This is a genomic window from Pseudomonas sp. 5Vm1k (genome assembly GCF_056161485.1).
In genome coordinates, this window is record NZ_JBSPCZ010000002.1 from 79296 (window position 1) to 95385 (window position 16090).

General features: G+C 58.8%; 13 protein-coding genes. 4 read left to right on the top strand and 9 right to left on the bottom strand.

Annotated elements, in window-relative coordinates:
• The first annotated feature begins 193 nt into the window (after positions 1-193).
• From ACWIKB_RS04190 to ACWIKB_RS04200, 3 genes are read left to right on the top strand one after another with little or no spacing between them, the layout of a single operon-like run.
• The gene (locus ACWIKB_RS04190; RefSeq protein ID WP_475265461.1) at positions 194-2341 is read left to right on the top strand and encodes an FUSC family protein; all 2148 of its coding nucleotides are present in this window, start codon (positions 194-196) and stop codon (positions 2339-2341) included.
• Positions 2331-2531: a DUF1656 domain-containing protein gene (locus ACWIKB_RS04195; protein ID WP_054046186.1), complete on the top strand. Its 201-nt coding sequence runs from the start codon at positions 2331-2333 to the stop codon at positions 2529-2531. The genes ACWIKB_RS04190 and ACWIKB_RS04195 overlap by 11 nt, the downstream gene beginning before the upstream one ends.
• A gap of 4 nt (positions 2532-2535) precedes the next feature.
• Positions 2536-3501: an efflux RND transporter periplasmic adaptor subunit gene (locus tag ACWIKB_RS04200; protein WP_475265462.1), complete on the top strand. Its 966-nt coding sequence runs from the start codon at positions 2536-2538 to the stop codon at positions 3499-3501.
• Positions 3502-3782: 281 nt separating this feature from the next.
• On the opposite strand, the gene ACWIKB_RS04205 is transcribed toward ACWIKB_RS04200, so the two are convergent.
• The 4 genes from ACWIKB_RS04205 to ACWIKB_RS04220 form a co-directional block, all read right to left on the bottom strand.
• A complete protein-coding gene (locus ACWIKB_RS04205; protein WP_475265463.1) occupies positions 3783-5204 on the bottom strand; it encodes an efflux transporter outer membrane subunit in 1422 nt (473 codons plus the stop codon).
• On the bottom strand, positions 5201-8380 hold the full coding sequence (locus ACWIKB_RS04210; RefSeq protein ID WP_475265464.1) for an efflux RND transporter permease subunit: 3180 nt from the start codon (positions 8378-8380) through the stop codon (positions 5201-5203). The genes ACWIKB_RS04205 and ACWIKB_RS04210 overlap by 4 nt, the downstream gene beginning before the upstream one ends.
• 15 nt (positions 8381-8395) lie before the next feature.
• Positions 8396-9649 carry a multidrug efflux RND transporter periplasmic adaptor subunit MexE gene (gene mexE / locus ACWIKB_RS04215; protein ID WP_475265465.1) on the bottom strand — a complete coding sequence of 418 codons (1254 nt, stop codon included), beginning with the start codon at positions 9647-9649 and terminating at the stop codon, positions 8396-8398.
• Positions 9650-9952: 303 nt separating this feature from the next.
• Positions 9953-10861: a LysR family transcriptional regulator gene (locus ACWIKB_RS04220; RefSeq protein WP_475265466.1), complete on the bottom strand. Its 909-nt coding sequence runs from the start codon at positions 10859-10861 to the stop codon at positions 9953-9955.
• A gap of 99 nt (positions 10862-10960) precedes the next feature.
• Between ACWIKB_RS04220 and ACWIKB_RS04225 the strand changes: the two genes are divergently transcribed.
• Positions 10961-11824, top strand: coding sequence for an aldo/keto reductase family oxidoreductase (locus tag ACWIKB_RS04225; protein WP_475265467.1), 864 nt, complete (start codon positions 10961-10963; stop codon positions 11822-11824).
• Positions 11825-12072: 248 nt separating this feature from the next.
• On the opposite strand, the gene ACWIKB_RS04230 is transcribed toward ACWIKB_RS04225, so the two are convergent.
• From ACWIKB_RS04230 to ACWIKB_RS04250, 5 genes are all read right to left on the bottom strand, one after another.
• Entirely contained in the window at positions 12073-12972 is a 900-nt protein-coding gene (locus tag ACWIKB_RS04230) for an SDR family NAD(P)-dependent oxidoreductase (protein WP_475265468.1), read from the bottom strand.
• Between the two features lie 20 nt (positions 12973-12992).
• On the bottom strand, positions 12993-13199 hold the full coding sequence (locus ACWIKB_RS04235) for a hypothetical protein (protein ID WP_475265469.1): 207 nt from the start codon (positions 13197-13199) through the stop codon (positions 12993-12995).
• 56 nt (positions 13200-13255) lie between these two features.
• The gene (locus ACWIKB_RS04240) at positions 13256-14254 is read right to left on the bottom strand and encodes an NADP-dependent oxidoreductase (protein WP_475265470.1); all 999 of its coding nucleotides are present in this window, start codon (positions 14252-14254) and stop codon (positions 13256-13258) included.
• Between the two features lie 76 nt (positions 14255-14330).
• Positions 14331-15200, bottom strand: coding sequence for an alpha/beta fold hydrolase (locus ACWIKB_RS04245; protein ID WP_475265856.1), 870 nt, complete (start codon positions 15198-15200; stop codon positions 14331-14333).
• Between the two features lie 82 nt (positions 15201-15282).
• Positions 15283-16071, bottom strand: a complete 789-nt coding sequence (locus ACWIKB_RS04250; protein WP_475265471.1) for an SDR family NAD(P)-dependent oxidoreductase — start codon at positions 16069-16071, stop codon at positions 15283-15285.
• Between the last annotated feature and the right edge of the window lie 19 nt (positions 16072-16090).

Consider the following 16090-nt stretch of genomic DNA (forward strand, 5'->3'; position numbering starts at 1 on the left):
ATCGAGTGACGCTTTCGCAGCGATTCAAGCCTAGGGGGAAGGTGTGTGTCTGTCCAATCGCTGTGGCTGACGGAGTCATCGATCACATCTATCGGTAGCGACCGAGTCATCAGTGAATTTGCCTACTACCGCTGTCGACTTTGAAACCTGTCGAGGTCCTGAAGCAGTGACTACGCTTGCTGGAGATGACTCGATGAGTGTGCCCATGCAACCGCTGCTTCAATACTTCAGGATGTTGCTCAACCCAGGCTTTGGGGTGTTGCTGTTTGCCTTGAGAACCATCGCGGCCGGGTTGTTGACGCTTTATCTGGCGTTCCTGTTCGACCTCGACCAGCCCAAGTGGTCGATCATGGCGGTGGTCATTGTTAGCCAGCCACTGGGCGGTATGGCCCTGGCCCGCAGCTTCGGTCAGGTTATCGGCACCACTCTGGGAGCGGCGGTTGCGGTGCTGATCATGGCGATTTTCCCCCAGGCACCGTTGCCGTTCATCATCACCCTGGCCTTGTGGTTGGCGCTGTGTACCGCCGGGGGCACCTTGTTGCGCTACACCAGCTCCCAGGCATTTGTGCTCAGCGGTTACACCGCAGTGGTCGTCGCGCTGCTGTCGGTGCCGGATCAGGACGGCACGTTCTTGCTGGCCGTCACCCGTGTGACCGAAACCTTGTTGGCGGTCGCCTGTGTGTGCGTGGTCAGCTTATTGACCGCACGGCCGGAGACGGTGGCCCGCAACTATTTTGCCAAGGTCGATCAAGTGATCAAGCTGCTCGCGACCCACGCCGCCGCAGTGATTCGCACCGAAGAAAGCGAAGCCGATTTCCACCGTCGACAGATGCAATTGTTAGGTGAGATCAGTGCGCTGGAAGGGTTGCGTCGTCATTTGTATTTCGACGCGCCACGACTGCGCAGTTCCAACAGCCTGGTGCAGTTGCTGGGCAATCAACTGGTGCTGCTGACTTCGCGGCTGACCGCTTTGCGTCACCAACGAGAGTTGTTGGCCGAACGCTGGCAAGGTGCGTTGCCCGAAGACATACAGCTTTTGCGCGCCGAAGAGCTGGCCTTCCTCGACGAACTGGCTGTGCGGGGGCGCTCATTGTCACCCGAGGCTCGCCAGCGTTTCGTCGCGTTGCAACAGCAATTTGATAACCAGGCCTACAAAGCCGAACAACTCACCGAGACCATGACCGCTACCTTGCGCTCGCTCGCCTGGGCATTGCGTTGGGAGCAGGCCCGGTTGCTACAACAACTGGAACAGATTCTGGAACTGAGCGACGCGATACAGGAGGGACGCGAAGCGAGCTGCGTGTTTCGCGGACAGGAAAACCCGCTGCACCTGGATTTCACCCTGGCGGCGATGAATGCCATCCGCGCATTTACTGCTTTGGTAGTCGCTGGCCTGATCTGGGTCGAAACCGGTTGGGACGGCGCCCGCGGTGGGATGGTGCTGGTGGGCATTCTTTGCTCCTTGATGGCGACGTTCCCGCGACCGCTGCTTGCTGCCCAGGCTTATGCGAGAGGGCTGGTGCTGGCGTTACTGGCTTCGGCGCTCTATCTGTTTCTGCTATTCCCAATGATCAGTAACTTCGAATTGCTCGCGTTGCTGTTGGCGCCGTTGCTGTACGCCGTGGCAGTCGGTCTGACCACGCCGCCCACCACCGGCACCGCCATTGGCCTTGGACTCTCTACATTTCTACTGTTGGGGCCGCAAAACATCGGGATTGGCCAGAACAGTGCGATCCAGTGGTTCGAGTTTGCCGCCGCTTATACCTGCGCCACCGTTCTCGCGTTGAGTGTCTACGCGCTGATCTTCCCGTTCAGGCCCGTGCTGCGGATGCGTCGGTTGTTCAATGAGAACTGCGAGCAGGTCTACGCCTTGATGAAGACGCCGGCCACCGATGAGCAACAGTTTGCCTTTGAAAGCCGCATGGTCGATCGCTTGACCATGATGCTCGGCTTGCTGCCTGCGATTAATGACCGGCGTTCCAGCGAGTTGTTTGAAGTCAGCCTCGGCTGCATGGCGCTGGGGGTTGCCTTGAACCAGCTCAGGCAACAAGGGCAAAACAACACCTTGCTCACTACCGATCAACAAAACCGTCTATTAGGTGCCGTTCGTGAAACGGGGAGGTTGATTGCCGGGCGACCCGGAATTGACCTTCAACGATTGCTCGCCAACCTGCGCACTCTGGGGGATGAAATGGATGACCTGCATGTGGATGTTCATGAGCACCTGTGGTCAGTATTCCGGATGCGCGTCGCGTTGCTGATTGTGGTGTCGTTCCTGCAACGTTACCGCGACTACTTTCAACCCGCAGACGCAGAAGGAGTACCGGCCCTTGCCCATTGATCTGGAAGTAGGCGGGGTCTATCTGCCGCCGATTGCCCAGGCCTTGTTACTGGCCTTGCCGATTTTCCTGCTGCTGGACTGGCTTCTGCGGCGCTTGGGCGTGTTGCGTTTCGTCTGGCATGAAGCGCTGTTCGAGGGGGCGTTGTATGCCTGCGTTTGCGCCACGCTGATTCTGGTCATGGGAGCCTGATGCCTTGAAGAAGATCCTTGCCCGACTCGCGACTGTCGCGGTGGTGTTGCTGGCTTTCATCCTCGGCTGGTTTGCCTGGGAGCATTACACCCGCGCGCCCTGGACTCGTGATGCCCGGGTGCGTGCGGATGTGGTGACGTTGTCTGCCGACGTCGCGGGGCGCATCGTCACTTTGAACGTGCAGGACAACCAGCATGTGGAGAAAGGCCAGCTATTGCTGGAGATCGATCCGGCGCGCTACAGCCTGGCGGTGGAGAGGGCCAAACGTTCTGTGGAAGTGTCGAAAGCGACCCTCGGTCAATCCCAGGCATCGATTGTTTCCAGCGAAGCCTTGCTCAAGCAGCGTCAGAGCGAGGAGCAGCGGCGGCGCACGCTTAAACAACGCTTCGCCGTCTCTGGCGAGGAATGGGAAAAATCCAGCACCGAAGTCGCAGTGGCCCAGGCCGAGTTATTGCGCAACCAGGCCAACCTCAGGCTGGCCCAGGCCAATGTGCAATTGGCGATCGCCGCGTTGACCCAAGCCGAACTCGACTTGCAGCGCACCCGGGTTGAGGCGCCGGTCAGTGGCTACGTCACCAACCTTTTGACCCGTCAGGGTGATTACGCCACGGCCGGCGGCGCGTTGCTGGCGCTGGTGGACAGCGACTCGTTCTATGTCAGCGGTTACTTTGAAGAAACCAAATTGCCGCGAATCGAGGAGGGCGATCGGGTCCGAATTGAATTAATGAGCGGCGAAACCTTCGGCGGCACGGTGCAAAGCATTGCCTTCGCCATCGCTGACCGGGAGAACGCCCCCGGCAGCCGTCTGCTGGCCAGCATCAACCCCAGTTATACGTGGGTCAAATTGGCGCAACGGGTTCCGGTGCGAATACAGATTGATGCGGACTATGCCGCCAAGAACCGGTTGCGCGCGGGTACCACCGCTACGGTAACCGTGATGGAAAACCACAAATCCGAAGAACACCGCTAAACCCTTGTAGGAGCGAAGCTTGTGTGGCGAGGGGGCTTGCCCCCGTTCGACTGCAAAGCAGTCGTAAAACCTTTCAGTCGGTGTACCTGAGAGATCGCAGTTGCAGGTTTTAGGGCCGCTTCGCGCCCCAACGGGGGCAAGCCCCCTCGCCACACAAGCTTCGCTCCTACAGGAGACAGGTGTTTTCAGCAGGCAAAAAAAAGCCCCGCGACCGAATGAGACGCGGGGCTAAAAAATTTGGTTGGTTGCGGCCAACCAAAGGAGCTCTTTAAAACTGTTGCTTACTTGCTGGCCACCGTCTCCGGTTGCCAACCGCCACCGAGGGCCTTGTAGATCGCGACGATGCCGCGATACAGATCCACTTCGGCCTGGGCCTGAGTATCTTCGGCCGCCAGACGTTCACGCTGGGCATCAAGCAGGACAAGGAAGTCCGCCGTGCCTTCGCGGTAGCGAATTTCCGCCAGGTCGGCAGCCGCGCGGCTGGATTCGCTCTGACGAATCAACGAAATCAACCGTTGTTGACGCTTGCCGTAATCGCTGAAGGCGTTTTCCGATTCTTCCAGGGCCAGCAGCACTTGTTGCTCATAGGTCGCCAGGGCGCCTTCGGCATCGGCGTCGGCACCGCGCAAACGGGCCCGAACGCTGCCCAGATCAAATGCAGCCCAGGTGATGCTTGGGCCCAGCGCCCAGGCATTGGCTGCCGAGGAACCGATCTGCGAACCACGCCCGGCGGTAAAGCCGAGGAAGCCGCTGAGGCTGACCCGCGGGAACAAATCAGCCTTGGCCACGCCGATACGGGCGGTGGCGGAAGCCAGCTTGCGCTCAGCGCTGAGGATGTCCGGACGACGTTGCAGCAGTTCACCCGGATCACCAATCGGCAGGGCCTTGGCGATGGCTGGCAGATCTTTCGGGCTCAAGTCGACGGTCAGTTTGTCCGGACGTTCACCCAGCAGGGTGGCGATACGGTTTTTCTGCCGAGCCTGTTCGGCCTGCAGTTGCGGCACGCTGGCTTCGACAGACGCCAGGCGCGCATCGGCGCGGACCACATCGAGCTGATCGCCGACGCCGGCATCACGCAGGCTGACGGTGATCTTGCTCGATTCCTGCTGGTTCTTCAGGTTGGCCAGCGCAATCTTTTCCCGCAGTTGCGCGCCGCGCAGTTGACCGTAGGCGTCTACCAGTTCGGCAATCATGGTGACTTGCAGTTGGTACAGATCCGCTTCGGCGGCCTGCTGCTCGGCGTCGGCCGATTCCAGGTTGCGCTGGATGCGGCCGAACAGGTCGATTTCCCATGCCATGTCCAGGCCCAGGTCATAGCGTTCGCTATTGACCCGTTTGGTGGTCTGGCCAGGGATTTGTCCCTTGGCCAGGTCACTGCTGGCGCGGCTGGTGATGGTCGGCATCGCATCGTTGCTGGCGTCATCGCGAATCGCTCGCGCGGCTTTCCAGCGGGCGAAAGCGACCCGCAGATCGCGGTTGCCTTGCAACGATTGCATCACCAACTGGTTGAGGGTCGGGTCTTCAAACTGTTGCCACCAGATGCCTTCGAAACGCGAGCGGTCATAGTTCTTCTGACCGCTGGCGCCATCGGTGACGGCCGTGATGTTGGCCGGCTCCGCGGCTGGGGTTTTGTAGTCCGGGCCAACGGCACAGGCGCTCAGGGCCAGTACCAGCAAACTCGGCAGGAAGGCTTTCAGGCTCATTGTTGCGACTCCAGTTTCAGGGCCTTGGCCGCTTTACGCGCTTCACCGCGCTCCACAAAGTTACGAATCAATACGTAGAACACTGGCGTCAGCAACAGACCGAAGAAGGTCACCCCGAGCATCCCGGAGAACACCGCCACACCCATGGCATGACGCATTTCGGCACCGGCACCGCTGGAGAACACCAGTGGCACAACACCCATGATGAACGCGAAGGAGGTCATCAGGATCGGCCGCAGACGCAGACGGCAAGCTTCCAGTACCGCAGCCAGTGGGCCGAGGCCTTCCTGCTGTTTATCCTTGGCAAACTCGACGATCAGAATCGCGTTCTTACAGGCAAGCCCCACCAGTACGATCAAGCCGATCTGGGTGAAGATGTTGTTGTCGCCTCCCGAAGCAATCACACCAGTAATGGCCGACAGCAGCGTCATCGGTACGATCAGGATCACCGCCAGTGGCAGGCTCCAGCTTTCGTATTGAGCCGCGAGCACCAGGAACGCCAGCAGTACGCAGAGCGGGAACACGAACAGCGCGGTGTTGCCGGACAGAATCTGCTGGTAGGTCAGGTCGGTCCATTCGTAGGTCATGCCGTTCGGAAGTTCATCCTTGAGCAGTTTCTCGATGGCTTTCTGAGCCTGGCCGGAGCTGTAGCCTGGAGCTGCCGCACCGTTGATTTCAGCGGTGATGAAGCCGTTGTAGTGCATCACGCGGTCCGGGCCCGAGGTGTCGCTGACCTTGATGAAGGTCGCCAGCGGGATCATCTCGCCTTTGTTGTTACGCACTTTCAGCTGACCGATCTGGTCTGGCTCAAGGCGGAACTGTTGCTCGGCCTGAACGTTGACCTGGTAGGTACGGCCGAAGCGGTTGAAGTCGTTGGCATACAGCGAACCCAGGTAGATCTGCAGGGTGTCGAAGATGTCGCTGACGGCCACGCCGTGGGTCTTGGCTTTCTCACGGTCGATAGCGGCATCGACCTGCGGCACGTTCACGGTGTAGCTGGTGAACAGGGCGGCCAGTTCCGGCACGTTGTGGCTCTTGGTAATGATGTTCATGGTTTCTTTGTACAGCTCGTCGTAGCCCAGGTTGCCCCGGTCTTCGATCTGCAGGCGGAAACCACCGATAGTGCCCAGGCCTTGTACCGGCGGCGGCGGGAAGATCGCCATGTAGGCTTCTTCGATCCCGGCGAACTTGCCGTTCAATGCACCGGCAATTGCACCGGCGGACATGCTTGGGTCTTTACGCTCGTCGAACGGTTTCAGGGTCACGAACACGATGCCGGCGTTCGGGCTGTTGGTGAAGCCGTTGATCGACAGACCAGGGAAGGCCACCGCACTTTCCACGCCGGGCTGTTTCAAGGCTAGGTCGGACATGCGTTTGATCACGTCTTCGGTACGGTCCAGGCTCGAGGCATCCGGCAATTGTGCGAAGGCCACCAGGTATTGCTTGTCCTGGCCAGGTACGAAACCGGTCGGGGTATTGGCGAAACCGAAGAAGGTCAGCACCATCAGGCCAGCGTACAAGAGCAGGGCGATACCGCTGCTGCGGATAACCCGGCCGACCGTGCCGACGTAGCCATGACTGGCCTTTTCAAAGAAGCGGTTGAACGGACGGAACAACCAGCCACCGAAGATCTTGTCGAGCACCTTGGAGAAGCGGTCTTTCGGCGCGTCGTGGCTCTTGAGCAACACCGCAGCCAATGCTGGCGACAGGGTCAGCGAGTTGAAGGCCGAGATCACGGTCGAAATCGCGATGGTCAGGGCGAACTGCTTGTAGAACTGCCCGGTCAACCCGGAGATAAACGCAGCCGGGATAAACACCGCACACAACACCAGTGCCGTGGCGATGATCGGGCCGGTCACTTCACGCATGGCGCGTTTGGTGGCTTCGACAGGCGTTAGCCCAAGCTCGATGTTTCGCTCAACGTTCTCCACCACCACGATGGCGTCGTCCACCACGATACCGATGGCCAATACCAGGCCGAACAGTGAGAGGGCGTTCAGCGAGAAGCCGAACAGGTGCATCACCGCAAACGTACCGATCAACGAAACCGGCACCGCCACCAATGGAATGATCGAGGCGCGCCAGGTTTGCAGGAACAGGATTACTACCAGAACAACGAGGATCAGTGCTTCGAACAGGGTGTGAACCACCGCCTCGATGGAACCGCGCACGAAGATCGTTGGGTCATAGACGATGCTGAAGTCCATGCCTTCCGGGAAGCTCTTCTTCAGTTCGGCCATCTTGTCGCGAACTTCGTTAGAGATCTGGATTGCGTTGGAGCCTGGGCGCTGGAAGATCGGGATCGCTACCGCAGGCTGGTTGTTCAGCAAGGAACGCAAGGCGTATTGGCTGGAACCCAGTTCAACGCGAGCGATGTCTTTGAGGCGAGTGATTTCACCGTTGTCGCCGGAGCGAATGATGATGTTCTCGAACTCTTCCTCGGAAACCAGGCGCCCTTGAGTGTTGACCGACAACTGGAAGCTCGTGGCATTCGGCGCAGGAGGCGCGCCCAAGGCACCGGCCGCGACCTGACGGTTCTGCTCGCGAATGGCGTTGACCACATCGGTGGCAGTCAGGTTGCGCGAAGCGGTCTTGTTTGGATCGAGCCATACCCGCAGGGAGTAGTCGCCCATACCGAACAGCTGTACATCACCGACACCGCCCAGACGCGCCAGCTCATCCTTGATGTTGAGCAAGGCGTAGTTGGACAGGTAGAGCATGTCGTAGCGTTTGTCCGGCGAGGTCAAGTGGACCACCATGGTCAGGTCCGGAGAGGCCTTGTCCACGGTGATACCAATGCGCGTCACTTCTTCTGGAAGCTTCGGCTCGGTCCGGGTCACACGGTTCTGAACCTGTACCTGCGCGTTGTCCAGGTCAGTGCCCAGGGCGAAGGTGATGGTCAGGGTGATCTTGCCGTCGGCGGTGGACTGCGAGGACATGTACAGCATGTTCTCGACGCCGGTGATGGCTTGCTCCAGTGGAGCGGCCACGGTTTCACCGATGACTTTAGGGTTGGCACCCGGGAAGTTGGCACGGACTACAACAGTCGGCGGAACCACTTCCGGGTATTCGCTGATCGGCAACTGGAACAGCGAGATGGCGCCGGCGATCAGGATCAGCAGCGACAGTACCGCTGCAAAGATCGGCCGTGAAATGAAGAATTGGGAAAAATTCATCGGAGTTGTCGTCCCTTAACCGCGTGGAGTCGCAGCAGCCAGTTTCACAACCGTACCTGGCGCGACCTTGGCAGGCGCGACTTGAGGCAGGTTGCTGGCTTCCAGCGCTTGTCGTTGTTGAGCCAGAGCGGCGAGGGTTTCCTTGGTCGCCATCGGGATCACTTCAGGAGTGACTGGCGAACCAGGGCGAACCCGTTGCAGGCCCTTGACGATGACGGTGTCGTCCTTGTTCAGGCCGCTGCGCACAATGCGCAAGCCTTCGATCTTCGGACCCAGTTCAACCGAGCGGTAGGCGGTCTTGTTGTCGCCATCGATGACCAGTACAAACTTTTTACCAAGGTCGGTGCCAACGGCTTCGTCATTGATCAGCACGGCGGAGTAGGTGCCGCTGCCGACCAGTTTCAGGCGCGCATAAAGGCCCGGGGTGTAGGCGCCGTCACTGTTATCGAACACTGCACGACCGCGGATGGTGCCGGTCTTCGGGTTGACCTGGTTGTCGACGAAGTTCATCACGCCCTGGTGTGGGTTGCCGTCTTCGTTGGACAGACCGAGGTAAACCGGAGTGGTCGCGCCGCGTTTACCTTGACGAGCGAGTTGGGTGTATTTGAGGAATACACGCTCGTCAGCGTCGAAGTAGGCGTAGACCTTGTCGGTGGACACTACGCTGGTGAGCGCGGTGGTATCGGCGGTCACCAGGTTGCCGGCGGTGATTTCCGCACGGCTGACGCGACCGCTGATTGGCGACGTTACGCGGGTGAAGCTCAGGTTCAGTTTGGCCAGATCCAGTTGAGCCTGGAGGGCGCCAACTCCTGCGCGAGCTTCCTGGGAAGCGCTGGTGCGCGAGTCGGCCAATTCGGCGGAGATCGCGTTGCTGGTGCGCAGACGTTCACCGCGCTGAGCTTCATTTTCGCTGCGAGTGGCGTTGGCACGGGATTGGGCGACCAGCGCTTCGAGGCGGCGGACTTCAGCCTGGAATGGGCGGGGGTCGATCTGGAACAGCAAGTCGCCTTTCTTGACCAGTGCGCCTTCAGTGAAAGCGACTTCATCGATCTGGCCGGAGACTCGTGGACGAATTTCTACGGTTTCTGGCGCTTCAAGGCGCCCGGTGAATTCGTCCCACTCGTTGACAGGTTGCTCCAGCACCTTGGCCACGCTGACCTTGGCCGCGGGCATGGTGGCGGCGGTCTCAGGAGCCTTGCCGCAAGCGCTCATCACCAGCACGGCCAACAAGGCCAACGGGAAGCGCAAATGTTTGAGTGACTGTTCCATGGATGCATCCGCCAATGTATTGAGAATGGACGGATGATGCTCGGCAGGGCTGTATCGCACGAATCGAATGAGGCAAAGGTAACTATCATTCGGAATGATATAAGCGCCGGGCGAGCCCTCTAGCATGCACCTTTCGTTAGGGGGCTATCAATCGGCGTGATGACAAATCTGTGTTGCGGGGAGTGCAAAGGTCGGTCCGATTGGACGACATGTCAACAGCACAAACAAAGAGACGTCCATGGCGGCCGTCTCGATAAGCGTCTAGTGCATGCTGGCGGCGTTGGGGTTGTTGTTCTAATCGCTTCAGTCAGCCCAAGGTTCTGAATGAATAAAGTCCACAAATGCCCTGAGCGGAGAGGGCAGGTATCGGCGTCCTGGATAATAAAGAAACGGTCCGGTAAAGCGCTGCCACCAGGGCTCGAGCACCCGTTCAAGCGCACCGCTTTCCAGGTGAGGTTGTAACCAGTCCTCGAACAGATAAACAATCCCCAAGCCATCGATAGCGGCCTGTACGGCGAGATCTACCGCACCTCCAATCCTGACGATCAATGGGCCCGTCGGGTCGATGCGGACAAGTTCGCCATCACGCTCATACTCCCAGAGCGGCATGGCACCACTGGGGAACTTGCCGCGCAGGCAGGCATGATCGAGCAGGTCTCGCGGGTGCTCGGGGCGCCCTCTGGCGTTCAGGTAGGACGGTGATGCCGCAGTGGCGAAGCGCTGAAATCGTGGGCCGATAGGGACGGCAATCATGTCCTGCTCCAGGCGGTCGTCGTAGCGAATGCCTGCGTCACACCCGGCCGCGAGCATGTCGACGAAGCTCTCTTCGGCAACGACCTCGAGACAGATATCAGGATAGGTTTGTAAAAAAGGCGTAATGATCTTCGGCAACACCAAGCGTGCCGCGCTGATGGGAACGTTGAGCCTCAGTGTGCCTGAGGGACGGTCGCGGAAATCGTTGACCACATCCAGTGCCGACTCGACTTCGCCAAGTGCAGGAACAATACGCTCCATCAAGCGTGCTCCGGCCTCGGTCGGCACTACGCTGCGGGTCGTCCTGTTAAGCAGACGTACACCCAAGCGAGCTTCAATGCGCCGCACAGCATCGCTGAGGCTTGAAGCCGATCGGCCGCTTGACCGTGAACCCTCGCGAAATCCACCAGCCTTCACCACGGCCACGAAGGCCAACAAGTCCTGAATATCAGTCGCCATTGTTCGCTCACCCGTACGGCCCGTGCAGATTGCAGCTGATTATCAGTGCAGTCGTCAATGCCTATAGTGACCCAACACACATTGAAGGACGCACACGAAATGAGCCATTCAAGCCAGGCCGATACTTTTTTACTGGGCGACCGGATCGTAAACCGTATGGGCTACGGCGCCATGCAATTAGCCGGTCCAGGCGTGTTCGGACCTCCCAAAGACCCCGAGGCGGCGATTTCCGTTTTACGCGCAGCGATGGCGGCGGGGGTGAACCACATTGATACCTCTGACTTCTATGGCCCGCACGTCACCAACAAACTGATTCGGGAAGCCTTGCATCCCTACGCAGAAGACTTGGTGATCGTGACCAAAGTGGGCGCACAGCGGGGAACCGATGGTTCCTGGAACCCGGCGCAAACCCCGGCTGAACTGGTCCAGGCAGTGCATGACAACCTGCGTAATCTGGGGCTCGATGTCATGGAAGTGGTGAATTACCGGGCCTGGGGCAATTTGCACTCGCCTGGCGAGGAGTCCATCGAAGAGCAGTTCACTGCCCTGGCAGAACTCCAGCGTCAGGGCCTCATCCGCCACCTCGGCGTCAGCAATGTCACCGCCACGCAAGTCAGGCAGGCGCAAGGGATTGCCGATATTGTCTGCGTGCAGAATCATTACAACTTGTCCCACCGCAATGACGAGTTGCTGATTAGCGAGCTTGGCGCTCAAGGAATAGCCTATGTGCCGTTCTTCCCGCTGGGCGGCTTCACACCGCTGCAGTCGCAAACACTGACCACTGTTGCGACGCGTTTGGGCACTTCACCCATTCAGGTAGCATTGGCGTGGTTGCTACAGCGTGCTCCCAACATCTTGCTGATTCCCGGCACATCCTCGGTTGAGCACCTGGAGGAAAATCTAAAGGCGAGTCATTTGGTCATTCCACCTGACCTTTTGGCAGAGCTGGAGGAAATGGCGTAGGTTTTTTCAGCGCTGCTTCTTGGCATTGTGCAGGCGTGATGTGCGTGAGATCTGCGAACAGACATCCGCCATGAGTGAGGAAACCGCGGCGTCGATTCAGGCTGGAGGGGAGGTGCTCACCTTCGAGCAAACGAGCAGTGCGGCGAACTCCTCCGGCGGCTCCATAGCTATTCAGCAATGGTTCGGTGGCTTGCGCCATGCGATCCAGAATGAACTCACATTCAGTTCACGTGATAGTTGCTCGCTTCTCAAGTCCCTTCTCGGGTCGGAAGTACGAATCGCGGTGTGCCGAGTACTAGAGTCGCCAGCTGCGATGCGAATCGCCGAGTAACGAAGCGTACGCCCAAGCACGACAGTTTATTGAACAGGCCTGGGATAACTGTGCGCTTACCGCGCAGCATCGCGCGGATAGCGGCGTGCGCCACGAACTCTGCGCTTTTCATCGACGCATTCGCGATCTTTGAATAGTCGCCCCCGCCGGACGTGGCGTGGAACGCGGTTTCGGTGCCGCCGGGGCAGATGCAGGTCACCGACAGCGGCGTCCCGCGGTGCTCGTCATGGAGGCCTTCGCTGAAGTTGCGCACGAACGCTTTCGAGGCCGCGTACAGCGCCATGTTTGGCACTGACTGGTATGCGCCAGTCGACGCGATGTTCACCATGTGCGCGGGGCCGGTGCTGGCCTTGCGCGCGTCGACGAAGCACCGCGCAAGCTCGACGAGCGAGGTAATGTTGACTTGGATGAGCTCGGCGTCGCGCGCCCAGTCGACCGCGTCGAACCGGCGGAAGTAGCCGAATCCGGCGTTGTTGACGAGGATATCGATCGGACCGCTGGCGATTGCGGCCTCCCAAAGTGCCCGCGCGGCATCGGGCTGGCCAAGATCTGCGATGACAATCTCTACGTTCACGCCTTTGCAAGTGGCGGCGACTGCGTCTAGTGCGTCGCGGCGCCGTGCTGTGAGCACGAGATCAACGCCAAGCGTCGCGAGCTCACGTGCGATTGCCGCGCCAATGCCGCTGGATGCGCCTGTCACCAGCGCGCGCTTGCCCATGGTGACGGCTGAAGATGTACTCAAATCGGTCTCCTTATCGTGTAGAGCAATTTGAACGCTGTCCCACATGATCGCCCGCATCAACTGGCGGTTGCTCACTGGCTGCATCCTTCGTAGTTTTACTGCTGCAGCATCAATCCGCGCCAGACGATTACAGGTTGAGCAGGGTCGTCAGGCACTTTACTTGTTGGTGAACGCGCAGGTATCGCTTCGTTAAGTCGTGGCATTTGATCCTGATGTTCGCCGGCATGTTCTGTCTCGTGTCTTTCGGCTGCGACTGATTCAATGCATTCATTGATGCCGCACTTATCATTATCCAATTCCATCTAGCCAGCCTTTTGCGCGCTTGTGCCTTGCCCTTGTTTCCGGTTCAGTTGGGCAGCTAGATGACCTGGATGACTACTTTGCCTTTTGATCGGCCCTGTTCGATGTAGCGCAGTGCCTCTGCCGTTGACTCAAGTGCGTAAGTGCGGTCAATGACTGGCCGTAGAACGCCGGACTCGACCAGCTTGGTGATTTCTTGCAGTTGCGCGCCATGTGCCTGCATGAATACGAACGCATAGCTGATGCCATGCTTGCGCGCCTTGCGTCGAATGCCAAAGCTCAACAGGCGCATGACTTGCTTGATTGCCCACGGCGTCCCTCGCTCTTGTGCGAACTGCGCCGTGGGTGGTCCTGAAATGGAGATGAGCTGGCCGCCGGGTTTCAGAACCTTGAGCGATTTTTCTAAAATATCTGCACCCAAACTGTTCAATACCACGTCGTAATCGTGCAAGACGCTTTCGAAGTTCTGCTGTTTGTAGTCGATAACCACGTCCGCCCCAAGCGCTTTCACCCACTCGACATTCGGGGTGCTGGTGGTGGTTGCGACGAAGGCCCCGAGGTGTTTGGCGAGCTGGATGGCAAGAGTGCCGACGCCCCCGGCGCCAGCGTGAATCAACACTTTCTGACCCTTCTTCAAATGTGCGGTTTCAACCAGAACTTGCCAGGCTGTCAGGGCGACCAAGGGAATGGATGCGGCTTCAGCCATGCTTATATTGGCCGGTTTCAATGCGAGCGCGTTTTCGTTCACTACAATCATTTCGGCGAAAGTCCCGATTCGCTCCTCAGGCGGGCGTGCATAAACTTCATCGCCCGGCTTGAATCGTTTGACCCCTGAACCTACCCGGACCACGACCCCGGCCAGGTCATTGCCCAGTGTCAGTGGAAGTGAATACGCAAGGAGCAGTTTGAACTCGCCTGTTCTGATCTTTGAATCCAACATGTTCACGCTGCTGGCATGTACTTGAATCAGGACGTCATGAACGCCCATCGAGGGCTCGGATATCTCGCCGATACGCCCTGCGTTCTTGCCATAACGGTCAATTAAAAATGCCTTCATGATGGCGCGGCTCTTGTAGGTTGGAGTTAGGGTTGGCAGGGCGCTCACACTGTTGCTGCGATCAGTCTCGACGCTGTTAGCCGTCGAGGAACTCCAACGCTTTTGTCACAAAATCAGCATGGTGCTGGAAAATGGCGCCATGTCCTGCGTCTTCATAAATGATCAATTGTGCGTTCGGAATTCGGTTCGCCAGCGCGATCGAGTTCACGCTGGGTACCATGATGTCGTTATCGCCATTGGCGACCAGTGTCGGGATCCGCAAGCCACCGAGGTCCTGGGGCGCCTGTTTGCCCCATGTTTTGATGGCTTTCAGTTGCCGCATGAACGCACTCGGCGTCGGGCCTTTGACGCGATCCTTTTTGCGTTCCTTCAGGCGTTTCAAAAAGTCCGACGCGGCTTGGCGTCCGTTTTTCGTCTGGGTGAAGAACAGGTAGAACTTGGGATCTCGCAATTGCACAAAGCCCTTGATCATCAACGGCCACGTTACCGAGCCGACGTTTTCGATGCCGGTGCCACCGGCAGGTCCAGTACCTGTGAGAATTAACCTGCGTACCAACTCGGGAGCCTTCAGGGCGATATCCTGAGTGACGAATCCACCAAGTGAAAAACCTAATAGGTCGACCTTCTCAAAACCTAATGTACGGATCAGAATGATTGCATCGTCAGCCATTTCGCCGACGGTCAGTGGGGCCGATCCGCTCGATCCGCCAATGCCTCGGTAGTCAGAGGCAATGACACGCCGCGTCTTTGCCAGCCCATCAATAATTCGAGGATCGAAGTTGTCCAGCACCGCCCCCCAGTGGTTGAACAGAACGAGCGGTACTTCAGTCATGGGGCCCATATCCCGGTAGGCAAACGTTGTGTCGCCAACCATGATCGATTGGTTCGCGGCCATGGCGAATGGCACCTGTGGTCCTGCGTGTGGGCGTGTGTCCAAGAGGGGCATGGTGACTCCGTACAAATTGCGAGCGCTCGGTGCAGGTACTTTGGTTCCTGCATCAAGCGGGCTGGCGCCGATTACAGAAACATCACGACTGGGTTTGATAACGTTGCGCAACAGCGGACTGCCTGATCTGCGAGATCAGACCCTGACGTGCCGTTTGCAGGACATCCCAGCGCTCGCCTTCATGCAGCGGCGGGATGGTCACTGGCTCGCGGCGATCGAAGCCGATCAGCGCGGCATCGACTAGATCGCCCGCTTCCATGACTTCGTTCAAAGTGTTGATGTCGATGCCGGCGCGGTCCCAGATTTCCGTGCGGGTAGCGGCAGGCAGCACGGCTTGTACATAGACGCCCAGAGGCGAAAGTTCCAGGCTCAGTCCCTGGGAAAGAAACAGCACGAACGCCTTGGTTGCCCCATAGACCGACATGCCGAATTCCGGAGCCAGACCCACCACCGAGCCGATGTTGATAATCGCGCCGTCGCCTGCTTTGGCCAGGCGTGGCGCGATGGCGCTGGCGAGCCGCACCAGCGCCGTGGTGTTTAGAGCGACCAGGTTCGCGATACTGTCGGTGCTCTGGTCAATGAAGTTGCCGGACTGCGCAGCTCCGGCATTATTGACGAGGATGCCAATCCTGGCGTCATCACGCAGTCGCGCTTCGACGGTCGTCAGGTCGCTGAGTTGGGTCAGGTCTGCCTGAAGCACATCAATAGCGATGCTGTGTTCGCTGCGCAACTTCGCTGCAAGTGTTTCCAGGCGCACCTGGTCCCGGGCAACCAGGACCAGATCGTGTCCGCGTTGGGCGAAGCGCTCGGCGTAAACTGCGCCTATGCCTGTGGAGGCGCCAGTGATGAGAACGGTAGGGCGTGCGTTCATGGGGTCATCTCTTTTAAAA